Here is a 17,482-nt window from a genome sequence, read left to right on the forward strand (position 1 = left end):
TCAGGTGTATGCATAGGCCTCGTCATCATCCAACTCGTCCAGCGTGTCGGTGGTGGGGTTGCCGTCTGCGTCAGCGTCGTCCGCCTTTGGGGGCTGGTAGCCATTGCGGCAGCGGTACAGACCCTGTGCTTCGTCGGCTTCGGCGTGCCACAGCAACTGGCCCAGATGCGTCAGGCGGTGCGGGCTGATCCACTCGCCCAGCGCATAGACCGATTCCACAAACCGCATGGGCACGCTGGCATCGCGCGCATTGCGCACGGTGCCGGGGGCATGGCTGGGCGTGAGCGCCGCATAGCCCACGGGGATGGGCACGACCCAGCCACTGCCTTTGCGGCGCTGCGGGTCCTCCCACTTCACCTGCCCATCGGGTGCGGAGGCTTCGCCGTCAGGTACGACCGGCGCGTAATTGAAGCGGGCCGCATGCAGCCAGGCGTCCAGCAGCGTGGCGTCAGGCTGGGTGGTGCGCAGCGCTTGCAGGCGCACAGCCAACAGGTCATCCCGCCCCACCAAGGCAAAGCCCGGTAGCCACTGCCGCCGCCATTGGCGGAACTCCTTCTCTGCTGCCACAGGGTCTTCGGGCACGACGGCCATCCAGGGCCGCACGCGCTTGCCTGGCACCGGGCGCGATGGCAGCACGCTGCCCCCCGCCACTCGCATGCCCGCAAGGATGTGGCCCGCTTGCGCAGCCCAGTCGTCCAGCTGTGCCTGGTTGCTTTGCACCAGCGCTGCCGGGGTGCCGGGCGTGCGCTTTTCTGACACGGCCAGCACCAGCGTGATCTGCAGGTGCATGCGGCCTTCTTCCACGATGGCGGCGGTGCTGCCGTCTTTGTCCACCGGGTTGCGCGTGAGGTTGAAGTTGCGCACGTAGCCCTGCGTGACCTGCTCTTGATGGTGGTGGCACACCACGCCCACGCCCTGCAGTTGCAGGGGTACACCAGCCTGGGCCAGCTTGCGCTCCAGCGCCCACATCACGCCGGTAAACGCGGTGATGGACTGGAAGCCGTGCGTGAGTGGACTGCCAATGGCGTTGGCATTTTGAATGCGCAGGTGGGGCAGGACGAGGATGGCTTGGGGTTGCTTCATGGCGTAGCCTCCGTCGCCGTGCGGTCCAGCCGCTGGCGCAGTGTGTGCAGTTGCTGCTGAAAACCGTCCTCGTCGGTCAGCAACTCCTTCTGCCATGCACGCGCTTCCGCATCGCCCACAGGCAGCTTGCCGCGCAGCTGCGCGTTGAGCCAGTTGGCAAAGCGCTGGCCCACGGCGGCAGGCCAGTCCATCTGCAGCCACTCGCGGGCAAAGTCAGCTTCATCGGGTTGTTCTGCACGCAACGGGTCCAGCCACAGTTGCTCGCTGCGGTGCAGATCCGCAAAGCGCTCGTCATCCCGGCTCCAGCCCGGTGGCAGGATCTGTTGCAACTCGGCAGCCAGCGACACCAGCTCGTCCACCAGCGCGTCCAGTAGTTCCTCGCGCCGATCACGGGTGGCCAGGTTGGCGGCGGGGTCGGACTCCAAAAACACCCGCAGCGCCCGCACCGTACGGCGCACCTCGGGCCGTGCGATGAACAGCCGGTCAAACACCGAAGTGGCATGCGCCGGCATCCGCACCGCACTGGCTTGCCACTGCGGCGGCAGCGACGACAGCAGGTAGTTCATGCCCCGCCGTTCGCTGTTGAGCTGGCTGATGTTTTGTGGCTTGGTGCCCCCCATGTTCTGCACGGCCAGGCCGGGGTAGTCGTGGAATACGCCGTCATGCATCTTGCGCTCGCGCCGCGCCTGGCGGGCGGCCTTGTTGGCCTCGCCAAAGCGGTCTTCCTGCACCTGGGCATGCACCGCATGTGCGAGCGATGTGGCGTACAGCGGGGCCAGCAGGGTGTAGTGCGTGTCGTCGCTGGCGTCGGGGCCTGTTAGCCAGTAGATCTGCTTGCTCAACGTGTTGGCCGACACCGCTGTGCACTTGGGCTCTAGTAGTTGAATGCACAGAGCTGCAGCGTTGTCTAGTTGCGCAGAAGAGTTCACAGCCTCAGTCGCGTCTGGATCTTCAAGTCGCAACAGATCAATAAGTTTCTGCCCCTCAACGCGACATTCCAGCAGCAGATACAGCTCGTATGCAGCGGAGTTGTAGGAGCCATTGCCAGTCGTGTCGTGTAACCCATCTCGCTTCGATAGAACGTGTGAACCGACAACGTCCACCATTGGCAGGCTTGAAAAATCGACGGCAAGGTTTGTCGTCTTCTTTACGGGCAAGTCGGGGTGTACGCCTTTTGCGATGTGGCTCGCTACGGCGATTTGCTCAACAGTGCGAACTCCGCGTTCAAGTATGTGCACCAATTGGTACTTTTCTTGAGCTTCTATTCGGCGCTGCTTTGCAGCTGCGTCATCTTTGCCTTGCAGTTTTCTAAGAGCATGGGCGAGGCGATGCGCGACATGTTCGTGCATCGCTAAGCGTATTCGCTGACAGCGCTCGGTAGTTTCTCGGTGCGATTCCAAAGTGCTAGCCCTCCTTTCGATTGAAACCCAGTTGTTCGTGCCACCGCCAGCCAGCCTGCGATTCAGGCAGGCTGGCGGTGGCATAGCGTTCTGCACATTGCTCCAGCGACAAGCCCCGAGCCTGTGCCAGTGCAGCCAGTTCCTCCATCAAGCCCAACTGCGGCCAGGGCGATACGCTGGGTGATACCAGTTGCGCTGCGGGCACCGGGTGGCACAGGCTTTGGTGGATGGGTACGTACAGCTTGTCGTAGCGCCGCTCCCCGTCTTGCACGCGGTGTAGTTGTAGCGTTTCCTCCTCTTCGTCTGGCAGCAGGGCTACTTCATCGCGTTTTTGATCGTCCTGGCGGAACCGCTGGAACTGCGGCAACAGGCCGGTAAGCCACAGGGATCGGGGCGTGTCGGGCTGGGGTTCGTGCCATTGCAGGCAGGCCGCACGCGTGGGCGTTGCGGTGCCTTGGGGCTTGGGCAGCAGGCTGTCGTGCATGCGGGCGTGCTCCAGGTCGGTCCAGCGGCGGCTGGGCAGAAGCTTGTCGGCTGGCAGGGCAATGCGCGGTTGTGCGTCTACCGCCCATGCGGTGGTTTGGCACATCTCGCGTGCCAGCAGGTCGTGCAAATAGTGAGACTTGAGCTGGAACGGCGCGTGCGCTGTCTCGAACCCCGGCTTTTCATACGCAGGCTGGCCTGGCTTTTTGTAATGCCGTAAGTTGCTGTCCAACACCACCATGTTCACCCCGCCTATGGCCCCAGGCCGGTGCCGCCGCACGCGCCCGGCCAGCTGGATGAGCGAGCGCATGGACGAGGGCTCGACCACGGCCCAGTCGTAGTCGTGGTCGCGGCCCACTTCGGTCACGGGGCTCCCCAGCACGATGAACAGGTGGTGGGGCTCGGGGTGGGCGTCGATGAGGGCGCGCAGGTCGGCGCTGTGTAGCGCGGGGTCGTGCCCGTCTTTGGCACCCCGGCGGTTGAGCAAGGTGTCCAGCTGCTGCTCAATGGCCGAGCGCAGCAGCAGAGGGAACTGCGAGTGGTACACGCACAGGTGAATGCGGACCAGGCCTTGCAGCGCAGGTGGTAGTGCGTCTGGCGCGTACATGGCCAGCGCCACGTCGTACAGCGGGGCAATGTTGGCCATGCGGATGAGACCCAGGCTCACGCGTTTGCCGCTGGCGGTGTGGTCGTCGGCGTCGGCATCCGTGCTGTGGTTGTGGGGCTGCTGGTGCAGTTGCCAAGCCTGTTCCAGCATCAGGCGGGCAAAGTCTTTGCGGCGCTCGGCTTCCTGCATGCCGTGCCAGGTGTCGGGCAGGGGCGCAATCTGCGCCAGTCGCCGCACCTCGGCCTGCTGCAGCTTGGTAACGCGCTTTTGCACGTACTGGGTGTGCGCTTCGCGGAAGGCGGACCCGTCCGCGCAGTCCTGGGTGGTCTGGCGGAATTCGTCGACCCACAGGCAGCAGATGTTCACAGGCTCGCTGGGCCGTTCGCTGCGGTGGCGCTGGTACACGGCGCGCCCGGCACGGTAGGCCAGGAACAGCCCTTCCACCAGCGCGGGCGGCAGTGTGGCCGATGACAGCAGCACGCGGCTGCCCAGCAGGCCCGCCCAGTGCACCAGACGGGTGAGAGCGGGCAGGTCGGCCATGTCAAAGTCGTCGGGCTCGTCCAGCACCAGGTCGCTGGTCAGCAGGCGCAGCATGGGCGCAATCTGGCGGCCACCGCGCAGGCTTTCGGTGGCGGGGGTAAGGTGGTCTACGGTGCACACCAGCAGGGGCGCGGCAATCAGCGTACGGGCTTGGGCGTCGTCGGTCAGGCGCTGCAGCAGCGGGTGCTGGTCGTTGCCCTCGTAGAGCACGGTGCCCGCTTCGTCCAGCAGCGCCTGACTGGATGCCGAGCCGGTGGCCTCGGCCTGCTGCTCCCAGTATTCAAACAGCGCCCGGCTGGCTGCACCGCCGACCTGAATGGCCAGTTGCTCGTCGCTCAGTTGCAGGTCGTTCTGGAACACGCGCCCGGTTTGCAGCGTGAGCGTGCGCAGCCCCATGGCAAAGGCGCAACGCAGGCCGGTGGCGGGGTCGGCCAGCGCGTTCATGATGCGGGCATTGCCCAGTGTTTTGCCGCAACCGGTGGAGGCCATGTTGACGATGAACGCCCCTTGATGCGCTGCGCGGGCGCGCACGCTGGCGGCCAGGTCGGCGGCCTTGTCTTGCCAGGCAAAGCGCGGGTCGGCGCTGCGCTTTTTGAGGGGCTTATGGTTCTTGAGCGCCGGCAGGCTGCGCGTGAGGCTGGGCAGGGAGCGTGCCACCAGCGTGGCATGGGCCTGCACGCCCAGCAGATGTTCGTCCAACGTCTGATTGAAAATTGGGCTCTGGCGCTTATCCATCAAGCGTGAGCAGCTATTGTTTTGATAGTGATTGCTGCGGGTGTTGGCGTAGAGCGGGTAGCCGGGGCTGAGGTACGGGGCGCGTGGGGCTGCGTCGGTGAGTCTGGAGTAATGGTGGTCTGCCAGCATGAGACACAGGCGCGCAACGTGCATTGCAAAGGGGTCGTGCAGCACCGCGCCTTGTCCGGCGATTTGCGACAGCTCCAGCAGTTTGCGGGCGTAGCGGGCGGCCTGTTTGCGCCAGGCCGGTTGGGTGACGGGTAGCCCGTGCGGGAAGTGCCAGTGGGCTTGCACCGTGGAGGGCGCAGCGCTCTCACGTGGCTCGTTCCAGTCGGCGTTGATGCGCAGCAGCACGTCGTCCAAATCGCCGGTGTTGATGAAGCCGGGGCGCGCACCGAAACGGCGGTATGTGCGCCTGCCGTCTTCCATGTCCTCTGCGTCCACGCCTTGTGCCTGCTCCACAGGCAGGCAGGGCAGTCGATGGTGACTGAACACCAGCCACGCCACCGCCTGGGCCAGCAGCGGAAGGCGGGCAAATGGCAAATGTTGCTTGGCCTGGGGCTCGTCCAGCCCATCGCGCAACAGCCGCCCGCCCGCATGGTCCAGCCACGCTGCCTCCAGTGCCTGCGCATCGGTGTCTGCGTCGGCATAGGCCGCCAGCCGTTGCAGCCAGCCGGCGTCATCGTCCTGGCCCACGAAGGCCTGGAACAGCCGCACCGACACCCATTCATGCCGGTAGTGGTTGCGCTCGCGCAGGCCGGGGTTTTGGAGCCGATCTTGGAAGGCCTGCGTGGCCTTGCCCAGGTCGTGCAGCAGGGCCGCCAGTGCAGCCAGGGCGGTCATCAGCGGCAAATGGTGCCAGGCGTTTTCGTCGCCCGCGCGCAGCACGCTGCTGGCCGTGGTGTTGGTGGGCACCGCACCCTGGTCGTTGAATTGGCTGGCGTCGCCCACCACCCATAGCAACTCGCTGTGGTCACGCCCACGAATCCAATGGCAGGCCACTGCGGTGTTCTTGCGTGCGGTCTGGCGCAGCAGCTTGCGCACGGTGTCCAGCCCGGCTTGGGTGATGGGCGTTTGCCAGGTACGCTCGCCGCGCCGCTCCGCAAACTGATCGAGGATGCGGCGGGTTTCCGTCAATGCACGCTTGGTGCATTGCGCGACGAAGAGCACGTTCATGCATTTGGCTCCCGAACAGGAGGGGGCGCGTCGGCCAGCCGCGACGTCGTGCTGGCGATGTGTTTGAGTGTGTCGATGATGAAATCCAATGATTCGCTGCGCGTCAACGCCTCTATGCATTGGCGGCGGAACTGCTGTTCATCATCGCCCCGCATCGCCGACAGAAAGGCTTGCGGCAGGATGGCTGCATCCTTGATCAAGTCTGCTGCGTCGAATACCAGACCACCCCGTCGCGTCTTGCCGTGCAATACCGCCAGCCCGTGCGGCAGGCCCAACACCCAGGTCGCGGTAGCGCCCAGGCCATAGGCCAGATAGTTGCCATGGTCAAGGAAGCGGTTCGCAGCGTCGGTACCCGTTCCGCGTTTGGCCCGCGTGAATTCCCCGTAGCCCACGGCTTCCACGGCCAGCCTGAAGAGGGCCTTGGTCAAGCGTGCCTCGTCAGTCAGCAGCGCTGTCACATCAGGGGCGTTGCTGATCAGTGGTGTGAACTGCTGCACCAGGCTCTGCAAACGACCCAGATCGATGGAAAAACCGGCTTCACGCAAAGAGCGGCTGTTCCATTCGGCCGCCAGCCGCTGCAGTCGCCAGGTCTGCAACTGCTTCGCGGCGTGCAGGCGCAGTTCCTCATCGAACCAGAACTTCACCCAGTACTGCAGGTATTCGGTGGGCCGGTACTCACTCTGCGGTGTGAGCCAAGCTACTTCTACGTCGACTTCATTGGCTGCGAAAAGCGGCGTACCGCCACCACCGCAGAAGCCCACCAGTACGCCTGCCTTCGCCAGTTCTCGCATGGCGGCCTGCGTGATCGAGGTGCCCGTCCCCAGCAAGATGCTCGTGGTGTTGGCAATGGGAATGTTCCAGTACAGGCTTCGCTTGCCCGCGTCGGTCACGTACTCGACGCGGCCGCCATTGACGAGCACCCGGCAGTGCTCCAGATAGTAGATGTTGGCCCTCTGGGAATGCAGTATGGCCTTGAGGTCACCGGCAGCAATGTCTTCCATCAGGAGACAGTGTGCCCGCGCGCCTTGCTTGGCGCTTACGTCACCGCGCCCCGTGCATCCACGCGGATGACGCGCTCCACCACGCCGTGCGCCAGGCCGCCGCGCACGCCAATCAGGTAGTCGTGCAGGTTCACCGTGGGGTCACAGTGGCCGGGTACCAGCCACAGCATGCGGCCCAGGGCCGGCAGGCGCGCCTTGGGGCCAGTTGCGTGCAGGACGCCGTGTTCGTCGCCGCCGTTGGCGTAGCGCAGGGCGCGCTCGGACGGCAGCCCCCAGACCAGCGGCATGCCGGAGTCGACGGTGTGGCTCTTGTGCCCTGCGTCGCACACCACATGCGTGGGTCGCGCAGAGATCACCTGCGTCTTCACGAACAGCGCATGTTCGAAGGCGGGCTGGGCGCCTTCGCGTTCATTGGCGGCGTAGTCCGCGTCCATGAAGAGGAACGAGCCGGCCTGCAGTTCTCCATACACCCCGCTGGCGGCCTCGTGCACCAGCGTGCCGGTGCCGGAGCCCGTGACCAGCGGCACGGGCAGGCCCGCGGCCTCGATCAGCGCGCGGGTGTCGGCGGCGGCCTGCACTGCGTGGGCGATGGCTGCGCGCCGCTCGGCCGCGCCGCGCAGGTGCTGTGCGCTGCCGTGGTAGGCCTGCAGGCCCGCGAAATGCAGCCGCGGCTGGGTCGCTACGGCTTGGGCCAGGGCGAGCGCCGCCGGGCCGGGCGGCACGCCGCAGCGGCCCTGGCCGACGTCGATCTCCACGAACACGTCGATGCCGGCGTCGCTGCCCGCCACGCGCATGGCCTCGGACAGGCGGGTGATGCCTTCTTCGCTGTCCACCGCGATGCCCAGCCGGCCGCCGCGGGCGGCCAATTGCGCGGCCAGGCGTGCTGCGCGCAATAGTTTGGATCCCCCCAGTACCTCGTTGCTGATGTACAGGTCGGCCACGCCGCCGGCGGCGAGCGCCTCGGCCTCGGACACCTTCTGCACGCAGTGGCCGCGCGCCCCGGCCTTTTCCAGCTGCAGGGCGATCTCTGCGCTCTTGTGCATCTTGGCGTGGGGTCGCCAGAGCACCTGGTGCTTGTGCGCGAATTCGGCCATGCGCTGGATGTTGCGCTCCATGGCATCCAGGTCGACGACGAGTGCCGGCGTGTCGATCAGGTCCACGCGCAGCCCGACGGTGGCGCGCAGATGTTCGGGCAGATGCTCAGGAGTGGATCTCATCGCGGCTCGCGTTCTCCAGGTGTTGCGTGTCGGCCCAGCCCACCAGGGTGAGGCCGTTGCCCTCGGTCCACAGCAGCCGGTTGATGGCGGCGTTGGTCAGCTGCCAGGTGCGTGGGGCCTGCAGGTCCAGCCGCGTGGCCAGGCGGTAGAGCACGTCCATCACCCCGCCATGGGCCACCAGCACGATCTGCTCGCCGGCATGGCGCGCGGCAATGCCGTCCACCGTGACAGCAATGCGCTCGCGCAGCATGTCCAGCGACTCGCCGCCGCCGTCGGGCACGAAGTGGGGATCGCGCTTGCGCCAGCGCAGGGCCTGCTCGGGGGACTCGGTCTCTATCTGCTGGAAGGTGCGCCCCTGGAAGCTGCCAAAGCTGCGCTCGCGCAGGCCGGGCACGGGCGTGAGGGGCGCTCCCGTGGTGCGGGCCACGGCTTCGGCCGTGGCGTAGGCGCGCTGCAGGTCGCTGCTGTAGATGGCGGCCACCGCTTCGTCGGCCAGCGCCTGCCCTACCTGCCGGGCCTGCCACAGGCCGGTGTCGTTGAGCGGTATGTCCAGATGGCCCTGGATGCGGGTGTCCACATTCCAGGCGGTTTCGCCGTGGCGGATGGCGATGATGCGGGTGGCGTGCATGGAAAAGAGCGCAGGCGTGGGGTCAGAGCAGGGAACTGGCGTTGTCGAGCACGAAGTCGCAGGCCTTTTCCTTCAGGTCGCCCTTGAGGCGGTTCAGGTTGAACTGCTTGCCGTTGGAACCGCTGACCATGCCCGACAGGCCGCTCAGGTAGCCCTCGTCGCGGGGCTCGGGCTGGGCCGCGCCCAGGCCCATCTTGCCCAGCAGCTGCTGTTTGACCAGTGCGGCCTTGTCGGCATTCAGATAGTTGTTCTTCATGCAGTAAGTGATCACCCCGGCAGCGTTGCTGGGAGTGGCCGATCCACTCAAACCCATGGCGGACAGGGCCGACGGCGCAGCGCCCCCACCCAACATGCCGCCGAGCGTGGAGGGGCTGGCACCCCCGCTGGTCGCGCCGCGCAGGGTGTCGCCCAGGCCGGATGCCTGGGCGGCCAGGCTCACGGTGCCCAGGCAGGCGCACAGAACAAGGTGTCGGATGGAGCTTCGCATGGCGGGTCCTTTCAGGTCGTGGGGGAGTCAGCGTTGTGGCGTGATTTCTGTGCGGACCTTGCGCTGGCCCGCTGGGGGGCGCGGGAAGCCGGTGAGCGCCTGGTCGAACAGCACGCCGTAGATGGCGGGATCATCCGTCCACACGTCCTCGTACACGGCCGAGGTTTCGTACACCACCTGCTGCGAAGCGGCGTCGCGCAGCATCAGACTGACCTTGCGGTGGTAGAGGGTGGGCGGGCCGTCCATCATCCAGCCCATGCCGCCAAAGCCCCAGCCACCGCCGTAGCCCAGGCCCCAGCCGAAGCGGCCGTAGAACGGATCGGGCGCATAGGGCCAGTAGCGCGGCGTGGCGTAGCCGCCCTCGGCACCGATCTGTGCAACCAGCCGTGGCTGGGTGTCGTCGCGGCGCAGGCCCACGCGCGCAAGCGCCTGTTCGGCCAGGGCCTCGATGGGTGCAAACGCTGCGGCCTGTGCCTGCTGCGAGGGCAGCCGCTCGAAGCGGTAGGTGGGTGGGCTGGGCAGAGCGCTGAGGGTGGAGAAGCTGCTGACGTCGCTCTCCACCAGGCGCGGACCGGCGCAGCCGGCCAGCAGCGCGGCCGCGGCGCACAGCGCGAGGGCAGAAATGTGGCGCAGGAAGGCCATGGCGGTATCTCCCCGGGGCATCAGGCCCCGCGCCTGTGATGGTACGGCGTTGCGCGGCGCTGCGTTCAGCCCAGTTGCACCACCTGCAGGCCGGGCAGCGCGGGTGCGACCGGAAATTCCTCGTGATCGAACGCCATGTCGCCATTCGGGTCGGCAATGCCGGTGGCCTTGGCGTTCTTGAAGTCGTGCAGATGGGGGTCCATCAGGTGCGTGGTCACCACATGGCCCATGGCGCGCAGCATGCTCTCGATGCGGCCCGGGAACTTCTTGTCCCATTCGCGCAGCATTTCGTTGACGGCCACGCGCTGCAGGCCGTCCTGGCTGCCGCACAGGTTGCAGGGAATGATGGGGAACTGCTGGTACTGCGCCCAGCGCGCCGTGTCTTTCTCGGGCACGTAGCACAGCGGTCGGATCACCACATGCTTGCCGTCGTCGCTGACCAGCTTCGGCGGCATGCCCTTCATGCGGCCGCCGTAGAACATGTTGAGCATCAGCGTGGCGACGATGTCGTCGCGGTGGTGGCCCAGCGCCAGCTTGGTGCAGCCCAGGTCGTCCGCCACCTTGTAGAGGATGGCGCGGCGCAGGCGCGAGCACAGGCTGCAGGTGGTCTTGCCCTCGGGCACCACGCGCTTGACGACGCTGTAGGTGTCCTGGTTCTCGATGTGGTACTGCACGCCGATGCTCTTGAAATAGTCCGGCAGCACATGCTCGGGGAAGCCGGGCTGCTTCTGGTCCAGATTCACGGCCACGATGTCGAACTTCACCGGCGCGCGCTTTTGCAGCTTGCGCAGGATGTCCAGCAGCGTGTAGCTGTCCTTGCCGCCGGACATGCACACCATGATCTTGTCGCCTTCCTCGATCATGTTGAAGTCGGTGATGGCACGGCCCACCTCGCGGCACAGGCGCTTTTCCAGCTTGTGGGACTCGCGCTCGATCTTGCGTGTGTCGGCCGCATCGGGCGCGGCATCTTCGCCGGCCCAGTCGGCGGCGGTGGGAAGGGTGTTGTTGGAGGTGTTCATGGGTTTACCACTGTCCTGTCTCGACGCGAATGGCGACTTCGCAGTCATCAAAAATTTCCAGTTTGGCGATCTTCACGCGCACGCCCAGCACGCCGGGCAGCTGCATCAGCCGGTTGGCCAGCTTGCCGATCAGGCTCTCCAGCAGGTTCACATGCTCGGCCGTGCACTCGTCGATGATGATCTGGCGCACTTTGCGGTAGTCCAGCACGTGCTGGATGTCGTCGTCGCGCGGCGCCAGGGGCTGGGTGCCCAGGTTCAGCTCGGCGTCCACCTGGATGGGCTGGGGCGCGTTTTTTTCGTGCGCGAGGATGCCCAGGTTCGCGTCGAAGCGCAAACCGGTGAGCGTGAGGATCTGGGTGCCGGCGGCGGTGTGCATGACGGGGCGTGCGGGGTTCACATCAGGGAGAAGTCGCGCTCGAAGCGCATCAGGTGCTGGCCGCCGTCCACCAGCAGCGTGGTGCCGGTGAGCGAGCGGTTGTCCAGCGCGAAACGCACGGCGGCGGCCACGTCTTCCGGCGTGGACGAGCGGCCCAGCGGGCTCAGTGCGTGCATGCGCTCAAAGCGCTCGCCCGTCAGCAGATGGCTGGTGAGGGTGAGCCCCGGCGCCACGCCCACCACGCGCACGCGCGGCGCGAGTGCCATGGCCAGCATGGTGCCGGCCGCTTCCAGCGCGGCCTTGGAGAGCGTGTAGCTCAGGAAGTCCGGGTTCTGGTTCCACAGCTTCTGGTCCAGCAGGTTCACCACCGCGCCTTGCACGTCGGCTTCGCCCGCGGCGGCGCGCTGCTCCAGATGGGCATGCAGCGCCTGCGCCAGCAGCACGGGTGCACCGGTGTTGCTGCGCAGGTGCTGCTCCAGCAGCGCGTAGCTGAAGCTGGCGGCCGTGTCGTGTTCGAACAGCGAGGCGCTGTTGACCACCGCATCCACCGCACCGAAGTGCGCCACCACGCGCGGCAACAGGGCGCGTACGGCCGCTTCATCGGCAAAATCAGCATCAAAATGGGCACTAGAGCCCGACAGTTCTCCGCAAGCAGCTACGGTTTCAAGAGCTTCCTGTTGCGAAGACCGGTAATGCACGGCCACCTGCCAGCCCCCGGCCGCCAGCGCCAGCGCAATGCTGCGGCCCAGGCGCCGGGCGGCGCCTGTCACCAGCACGGTGCGGGGGCGGGGATGGGAGGTCATTGGGGGGACAATCGGGCGCGTGACGAGCAAACCCACAATTTTACCGAGCGCCCTGCAGACCCATGTCGCCAAGGCCATTGCCGAGGCGGGAGGCTGGATCGGCTTCGACCGGTTCATGGCGCTGGCGCTGTACACGCCGGGCCTGGGCTATTACGCGGGCGACCTGCCAAAGTTCGGCGCCATGCCCGCCAGCGGCAGCGACTTCGTGACCGCGCCCGAGCTGTCCCCCGTCTTCGGCCGCGTGCTGGCCCGCCAGGTGCGCGAGGCACTGGACGCCACCGCCACCGACGAGGTCTGGGAGTTTGGCGCCGGCAGCGGCGCGCTGGCCGCCCAGTTGCTGGGCGCGTTGGGCGACCGTGTGCGGCGCTACACCATCGTGGACCTGTCGGGTAGCCTGCGCGCACGCCAGCAGGCCACGCTGGCGGCCTGGGGCGACCGCGTGCACTGGGTCGACCGTCTGCCCGATCAGATGCAGGGCGTGGTGGTCGGCAATGAGGTGCTGGACGCCATGCCCGTGCAACTGCTGCAGCGCCGCGCGGGCCTGTGGCACGAGCGCGGCGTGGCCCTGGACGAGTCGGGCAACGGCTTTGTGTGGCAAGACCGTCCCACCCCGCTGCGCCCGCCGGTGGAGATCGACGGCCCGCACGACTACCTCACCGAGATCCACCCCCAGGGCGAGGCCTTCATGCGCACGCTGGCCCAGCACCTCGTGCGCGGCGCGGCCTTCCTGATCGACTACGGCTTTGGCGAGGACGAGTACTACCACCCCCAGCGGCACATGGGCACGCTGGTGTGCCACCGCGGGCACCAGGTGGATTCCGACCCGCTGGCGGACGTAGGCCTCAAGGACATCACCGCGCACGTCAACTTCACCGCGATGGCCCTGGCCGCGCAGGACGCGGGGCTGCAGGTGCTGGGCTACACGACGCAGGCGCACTTTCTCATCAACTGCGGTCTGCTATCCGAACTGGAGCGGTTGACGCAGGCCCAGCGGGCCCAAGCGGCCAAATTGATGATGGAGCACGAAATGGGCGAGCTGTTCAAGGTGCTGGCCGTGGGCGCAGGCGAGCCGTGGCGGCCCATGGGCTTTGCGCAGGGTGACCGGAGCCACCGGCTCTGAGGTTTCTATAGATGTTTTGGTGTTAAACAACCAAGAAAACAGTATTTTTAGAAATAAAAAGCGACGCCTACAGTGACTGCACGTCTTCACCCACCGCTGCACAGGAGCTGTCACGATGTCCGCTTTACCCCACGATCCGGGCCTTGCCTCACAGGCATCGCAAGAGTTTGAGATCCGCCGCCTGCCGGCCCCGTTGGGCGCCGAGGTGCTCGGGCTGGACCTGGCCCAGCCGCTGAGCGATGCGGACTTCGACCGCATCCTGCGCGCGCACTGGGAGCATGTGGTGCTGGTCTTTCGCAACCAGCGCATCACGCCCGCGCAGCAGGTAGCCTTCAGCCGCCGCTTCGGGCCGCTGCAGATCCATGTGCAGCGCAAATTCGCGCTGCAGGGCCACCCCGAAGTGCTGGTGGTCTCCAACATCCGCGACGAGAACGGCGAACCCACCGGGCTGGGCGACGCGGGTTCGCTATGGCATTCGGACCTGTCGTACAAGGACAAGCCCAGCCTGGGCTCGCTGCTGCATGCGCAGGAGCTGCCCAATGTGGGCGGCGACACGCTGTTTGCCGACCAGTACGCCGCCTACGACGCGCTGCCCGAGGCCACCCAGCAGCGCATCGCTCATCTGCGGGCGGAGCACAGCTACCTGGCACGCTATGAGGAACTGCGCCAGCGCAACCCCTGGCGCCCGCGGCTCACACCCGCGCAGATCGCCGAGGTGGCGCCGGCCGTGCACCCCGTGGTGCGCACCCACCCGGCGACGGGGCGCAAGGCGCTGTTCGTGAGTGAGCACTTCACCACGCGCATCCTGGACCTGCCGGAGGAGGAGAGCCGCGCGCTGCTGCAGGAGCTGTTCGCTGCCAGCGTGCGGCCCGAATTCGTCTACCGCCACCAGTGGCAGCCGCACGACCTCGTGTTCTGGGACAACCGCGCGGTGCTGCACCTGGCCGCCGGCACCCCCGACACCGAGCGCCGCAAGCTCTACCGCACCACGGTAGAGGGCGACGCGCCCCGCTGATCCCGCCGCCCCTTCGCACACTCACCAATTGATAGCTGTTGGCGCTTGCCGGGCAAGCGCCAGGGCCACTTTTTGCCTGAAAAAGGACAGAACCTATGACGACCCTCCCTTCCGCGACGCCCACACCGCAATCGCACAGCCCGGTGCACGGGCCCCTGCGCCATTTTTTTCTTCGTTTCCTGCGTCGCGCCACCCGCCGCGGTGCGGTGCTCTGCTCGGTCGCCGGCCTGCTGCTGGGCGCGCACGGTGTGGCCCAGGCGGCCGAGGGGCAATTGCGCATCGCCCAGCAGTTCGGCATCGTCTACCTGCTGCTGAACGTGGCGCAGGACCAGAAGCTCATCGAGAAGCACGGCAAGGTTGCGGGTGTGGACATCCGGGTCGAGTTCGTCAAGCTCTCGGGCGGCGCCGTGATCAACGATGCGCTGCTGGCCGGCTCCATCGACATCGCCGGCGCGGGCGTAGGCCCGCTGTTCACGCTGTGGGACCGCACGCGCGGCCGCCAGAATGTGAAAGGCGTGGCGTCGCTGGGCAACTTCCCGTACTACCTGGTGAGCAACAACCCAGCGGTCAAGACCATTGCCGACTTCACCGACAAGGACCGCATTGCGCTGCCGGCCGTGGGTGTGTCGGTGCAGTCGCGCATCCTGCAACTGGCCTCCGCACAGCGCTGGGGCGACCTGGGATTCAACCGCCTGGACAAGCTGCAGGTGGCCCTGCCGCACCCCGACGCGGCCGCGGCGATCATCAAGGGCGGCACCGAGATCACCGCGCACTTCGGCAACCCGCCCTTCCAGGAGCAGGAACTGGCCGCCAACCCGGCCGCGCACATCGTGCTCAAGTCCTACGACGTGCTGGGCGGGCCGGCCTCGGCCACGGTGCTCTACGCCACGGAGAAATTCCGCAACGACAGCCCCAAGACCTACCGCGCGCTGCTGGACGCGCTGGACGAGGCGGCGCGCTTCATTGCCGCGCAGCCCGAGCAGGCGGCCGACATCTACCTGCGCACCCACGGCGGCAACACCGACCGGCAGCTGCTGCTGCAGGTGCTGAAGAACCCCGAGGTGCAGTTCCAGATCCGCCCGCAGAACACGCTGGGGCTGGGGCAGTTCCTGCACCGCGTGGGCGCGCTCAAGCACCAGCCCGTGGCGCTGCAGGACTACTTCTTCGACGATCCGCGCATTGCAGGAGGCAACTGATGCGCACCGCATTCCAGGGCGAAGCGAGCGGCGCGACCGCCTGGGGCGGCCCGCCCGGCGCCAGCCCAGGCCATCAGCCAGCAGTCCATCCGGCCAGCCACCCAGTCAGTGTGGCCCCAGCAGTACCTGCACCGCTGTTGCAGGTGCAGGGCGTGAGCCTCGACTACCGCACACACGAGCGCGTGGTGCGTGCCACGCACCAAGTCTCCTTCGACGTGCATGCGGGCGAGCGCTATGTGCTGCTGGGCGCGTCGGGCTGCGGCAAGTCCACGCTGCTCAAGTCCATTGGCGGGTTCATCGCGCCTGCCGAGGGTGTCGTGCGCCTGCAGGGCCGGGCGGTCACCGCGCCGGGGCCCGACCGCGTGGTGGTGTTCCAGGAGTTCGACCAGCTGCCGCCCTGGAAGACCGTGCGCGAGAACGTGATGTTTCCGCTGCTGGCCTCGCGCCGCGCCACGCGCGCCGAGGCGGCCGAGCGCGCCGCGCTGTACCTGGACAAGGTGGGCCTGGCCCGGTTTGCCGACGTGCACCCGCACCAGCTGTCGGGCGGCATGAAGCAGCGCGTGGCCATCGCCCGCGCGCTGGCCATGCAGCCCCAGGTGCTGCTGATGGACGAGCCCTTTGCGGCGCTGGATGCGCTCACGCGCCGGCGCATGCAGGAGGAACTGCTGGCGCTGTGGGACGAGTTGCGCTTCACGCTGGTGTTCGTCACCCATTCCATCGAGGAAGCGCTGGTGGTGGGCAGCCGCATCGCCATTCTCTCGCCGCACCCCGGGCGCCTGCGTGCCGAGATCAACTGCCACCAGTTCGGGCTGCACAGCGCGGGCGGCGCCGATTTCCAGGCCACCGCGCAGCGGGTGCATGCGCTGCTGTTCGATGAGCCTGTGCACGGCGCCGCACCTTCCGATGCCCCGCACGCGCCTGTTCCGCCCACCTTCGCCTGACCTCTGCCCATGAGCCTTCCAACCTCTTCCGTCCCCGCGGCGCCCTTCGCGCTGCACCCGCCCGTGCGCCCCGAAGTGCTGCACACCCTGCCCCCGCTCGGACGCGTGGCGCCCGCGCAGCCGCTGCCGCTGGGCCGCCGCCTCTGGCAGCAGGGCGCGCTGCGCAAGGCGCTGATCCTGGCCGTGCTCGCGCTGCTGTGGGAAGCCGTTGCGCGCTGGCAGGACAACGACCTGCTGCTGCCCACCTTCCTGCAGACCGCGCAGGCCTTCGCACAGGGCGTGGCTTCGGGCGAGCTGCTGCACAAGACGGCACTGTCGCTGGCCGTGCTGCTCAAGGGCTACCTCGCGGGCATCGCCTGTGCCTTCGTGCTCACCACGCTGGCCGTGTCCACGCAGTTGGGACGCGACCTGCTGTCCACGCTGACGGCCATGTTCAACCCGCTGCCGGCGATCGCGCTGCTGCCGCTGGCGCTGCTGTGGTTCGGCCTGGGGCAGGGCAGCCTGGTCTTCGTGCTGGTGCATTCCGTGCTGTGGCCGCTGGCGCTCAACACCTACGCGGGCTTTCAAGGCGTGCCCGAAACGCTGCGCATGGCGGGGCGCAACTACGGCCTGAAGGGCCTGCGCTACGTGTTGCAACTGCTGGTGCCCGCGGCGCTGCCGTCCATCCTGTCGGGGTTGAAGATCGGCTGGGCCTTCGCCTGGCGCACGCTGATCGCGGCGGAACTGGTGTTCGGCGCGTCTTCGGGGCAGGGCGGCCTGGGCTGGTACATCTTCCAGAACCGCAATGAGCTCTACACAGACAAGGTCTTCGCGGGCCTCGCCATGGTGATCGCCATCGGCCTGGCGGTGGAGAACCTGGGCTTTCACACGCTGGAGCGCCTGACGGTGCGACGCTGGGGCGTGCAGCGCTAGGGCCTGTGAACACTAGGGAAGGGGATCGCGTTGCCTCGCAAAGGGGGTGGATGCAAGGCGCTTGCGCGCCGCAAGGCTCGTGCCTTGCAAGCGCGGGCAAC

General features: G+C 67.1%; 16 protein-coding genes. 5 read left to right on the top strand and 11 right to left on the bottom strand.

The window, feature by feature from the left end; translation table 11 throughout:
• The 11 genes from csy2 to AC1PPL_RS06860 form a co-directional block, all read right to left on the bottom strand.
• Complete coding sequence (gene csy2, locus AC1PPL_RS06810; RefSeq protein ID WP_479972943.1) at positions 1-1,083, bottom strand: type I-F CRISPR-associated protein Csy2; 1,083 nt, start codon at positions 1,081-1,083, stop codon at positions 1-3.
• Positions 1,080-2,567 carry a type I-F CRISPR-associated protein Csy1 gene (gene csy1 / locus AC1PPL_RS06815; protein WP_479972944.1) on the bottom strand — a complete coding sequence of 496 codons (1,488 nt, stop codon included), beginning with the start codon at positions 2,565-2,567 and terminating at the stop codon, positions 1,080-1,082. Before csy1 ends, csy2 begins: the two co-directional genes overlap by 4 nt.
• Positions 2,488-6,024, bottom strand: coding sequence for a type I-F CRISPR-associated helicase Cas3f (gene cas3f, locus AC1PPL_RS06820; protein ID WP_479972945.1), 3,537 nt, complete (start codon positions 6,022-6,024; stop codon positions 2,488-2,490). The genes csy1 and cas3f overlap by 80 nt, the downstream gene beginning before the upstream one ends.
• A complete protein-coding gene (gene cas1f, locus AC1PPL_RS06825; protein ID WP_011803949.1) occupies positions 6,021-7,025 on the bottom strand; it encodes a type I-F CRISPR-associated endonuclease Cas1f in 1,005 nt (334 codons plus the stop codon). Before cas1f ends, cas3f begins: the two co-directional genes overlap by 4 nt.
• 35 nt (positions 7,026-7,060) lie before the next feature.
• A complete protein-coding gene (locus tag AC1PPL_RS06830) occupies positions 7,061-8,242 on the bottom strand; it encodes a DSD1 family PLP-dependent enzyme (RefSeq protein WP_479972946.1) in 1,182 nt (393 codons plus the stop codon).
• The gene (locus tag AC1PPL_RS06835) at positions 8,226-8,870 is read right to left on the bottom strand and encodes a histidine phosphatase family protein (RefSeq protein ID WP_011803951.1); all 645 of its coding nucleotides are present in this window, start codon (positions 8,868-8,870) and stop codon (positions 8,226-8,228) included. Before AC1PPL_RS06835 ends, AC1PPL_RS06830 begins: the two co-directional genes overlap by 17 nt.
• Positions 8,871-8,892: 22 nt before the next feature.
• Positions 8,893-9,357 carry a YjjA family protein gene (locus tag AC1PPL_RS06840; RefSeq protein ID WP_312300672.1) on the bottom strand — a complete coding sequence of 155 codons (465 nt, stop codon included), beginning with the start codon at positions 9,355-9,357 and terminating at the stop codon, positions 8,893-8,895.
• Between the two features lie 27 nt (positions 9,358-9,384).
• Positions 9,385-9,999, bottom strand: coding sequence for a DUF4136 domain-containing protein (locus tag AC1PPL_RS06845; RefSeq protein ID WP_479972947.1), 615 nt, complete (start codon positions 9,997-9,999; stop codon positions 9,385-9,387).
• A 65-nt stretch (positions 10,000-10,064) separates the two neighbouring features.
• A complete protein-coding gene (ttcA, locus tag AC1PPL_RS06850) occupies positions 10,065-11,018 on the bottom strand; it encodes a tRNA 2-thiocytidine(32) synthetase TtcA (protein WP_424295853.1) in 954 nt (317 codons plus the stop codon).
• A 4-nt stretch (positions 11,019-11,022) separates the two neighbouring features.
• The gene (locus AC1PPL_RS06855) at positions 11,023-11,394 is read right to left on the bottom strand and encodes a dihydroneopterin aldolase (protein ID WP_011803955.1); all 372 of its coding nucleotides are present in this window, start codon (positions 11,392-11,394) and stop codon (positions 11,023-11,025) included.
• 17 nt (positions 11,395-11,411) lie between these two features.
• Positions 11,412-12,197 carry an SDR family oxidoreductase gene (locus AC1PPL_RS06860; protein WP_479972948.1) on the bottom strand — a complete coding sequence of 262 codons (786 nt, stop codon included), beginning with the start codon at positions 12,195-12,197 and terminating at the stop codon, positions 11,412-11,414.
• A gap of 19 nt (positions 12,198-12,216) precedes the next feature.
• Between AC1PPL_RS06860 and AC1PPL_RS06865 the strand changes: the two genes are divergently transcribed.
• The 5 genes from AC1PPL_RS06865 (at position 12,217) to AC1PPL_RS06885 (ending at position 17,381) form a co-directional block, all read left to right on the top strand.
• Positions 12,217-13,317: a class I SAM-dependent methyltransferase gene (locus tag AC1PPL_RS06865; RefSeq protein ID WP_479972949.1), complete on the top strand. Its 1,101-nt coding sequence runs from the start codon at positions 12,217-12,219 to the stop codon at positions 13,315-13,317.
• Positions 13,318-13,432: 115 nt separating this feature from the next.
• Complete coding sequence (locus tag AC1PPL_RS06870) at positions 13,433-14,332, top strand: TauD/TfdA dioxygenase family protein (protein ID WP_012655542.1); 900 nt, start codon at positions 13,433-13,435, stop codon at positions 14,330-14,332.
• A gap of 95 nt (positions 14,333-14,427) precedes the next feature.
• On the top strand, positions 14,428-15,528 hold the full coding sequence (locus AC1PPL_RS06875) for an ABC transporter substrate-binding protein (RefSeq protein ID WP_479972950.1): 1,101 nt from the start codon (positions 14,428-14,430) through the stop codon (positions 15,526-15,528).
• On the top strand, positions 15,528-16,469 hold the full coding sequence (locus AC1PPL_RS06880) for an ABC transporter ATP-binding protein (RefSeq protein ID WP_479972951.1): 942 nt from the start codon (positions 15,528-15,530) through the stop codon (positions 16,467-16,469). The genes AC1PPL_RS06875 and AC1PPL_RS06880 overlap by 1 nt, the downstream gene beginning before the upstream one ends.
• 9 nt (positions 16,470-16,478) lie before the next feature.
• Positions 16,479-17,381 carry an ABC transporter permease gene (locus AC1PPL_RS06885; RefSeq protein ID WP_479972952.1) on the top strand — a complete coding sequence of 301 codons (903 nt, stop codon included), beginning with the start codon at positions 16,479-16,481 and terminating at the stop codon, positions 17,379-17,381.
• Positions 17,382-17,482: the final 101 nt, after the last annotated feature.

Source organism: Diaphorobacter sp. B2A2W2 (genome assembly GCF_056730635.1).

What these genes read in the sequence shown, in the direction of transcription:
- AC1PPL_RS06880 (WP_479972951.1), top strand. Translation starts at nt 15,528, where the DNA reads ATGCGCACCGCATTCCAGGGCGAAGCGAGCGGCGCGACCGCCTGGGGC.
- ttcA (WP_424295853.1), bottom strand. Translation starts at nt 11,018, where the DNA reads ATGAACACCTCCAACAACACCCTTCCCACCGCCGCCGACTGGGCCGGC.
- AC1PPL_RS06875 (WP_479972950.1), top strand. Translation starts at nt 14,428, where the DNA reads ATGACGACCCTCCCTTCCGCGACGCCCACACCGCAATCGCACAGCCCG.
- AC1PPL_RS06835 (WP_011803951.1), bottom strand. Translation starts at nt 8,870, where the DNA reads ATGCACGCCACCCGCATCATCGCCATCCGCCACGGCGAAACCGCCTGG.
- cas3f (WP_479972945.1), bottom strand. Translation starts at nt 6,024, where the DNA reads ATGAACGTGCTCTTCGTCGCGCAATGCACCAAGCGTGCATTGACGGAA.
- AC1PPL_RS06855 (WP_011803955.1), bottom strand. Translation starts at nt 11,394, where the DNA reads ATGCACACCGCCGCCGGCACCCAGATCCTCACGCTCACCGGTTTGCGC.
- AC1PPL_RS06845 (WP_479972947.1), bottom strand. Translation starts at nt 9,999, where the DNA reads ATGGCCTTCCTGCGCCACATTTCTGCCCTCGCGCTGTGCGCCGCGGCC.
- AC1PPL_RS06885 (WP_479972952.1), top strand. Translation starts at nt 16,479, where the DNA reads ATGAGCCTTCCAACCTCTTCCGTCCCCGCGGCGCCCTTCGCGCTGCAC.
- cas1f (WP_011803949.1), bottom strand. Translation starts at nt 7,025, where the DNA reads ATGGAAGACATTGCTGCCGGTGACCTCAAGGCCATACTGCATTCCCAG.
- AC1PPL_RS06860 (WP_479972948.1), bottom strand. Translation starts at nt 12,197, where the DNA reads ATGACCTCCCATCCCCGCCCCCGCACCGTGCTGGTGACAGGCGCCGCC.
- AC1PPL_RS06830 (WP_479972946.1), bottom strand. Translation starts at nt 8,242, where the DNA reads ATGAGATCCACTCCTGAGCATCTGCCCGAACATCTGCGCGCCACCGTC.
- csy2 (WP_479972943.1), bottom strand. Translation starts at nt 1,083, where the DNA reads ATGAAGCAACCCCAAGCCATCCTCGTCCTGCCCCACCTGCGCATTCAA.
- csy1 (WP_479972944.1), bottom strand. Translation starts at nt 2,567, where the DNA reads ATGCCACCGCCAGCCTGCCTGAATCGCAGGCTGGCTGGCGGTGGCACG.
- AC1PPL_RS06870 (WP_012655542.1), top strand. Translation starts at nt 13,433, where the DNA reads ATGTCCGCTTTACCCCACGATCCGGGCCTTGCCTCACAGGCATCGCAA.
- AC1PPL_RS06840 (WP_312300672.1), bottom strand. Translation starts at nt 9,357, where the DNA reads ATGCGAAGCTCCATCCGACACCTTGTTCTGTGCGCCTGCCTGGGCACC.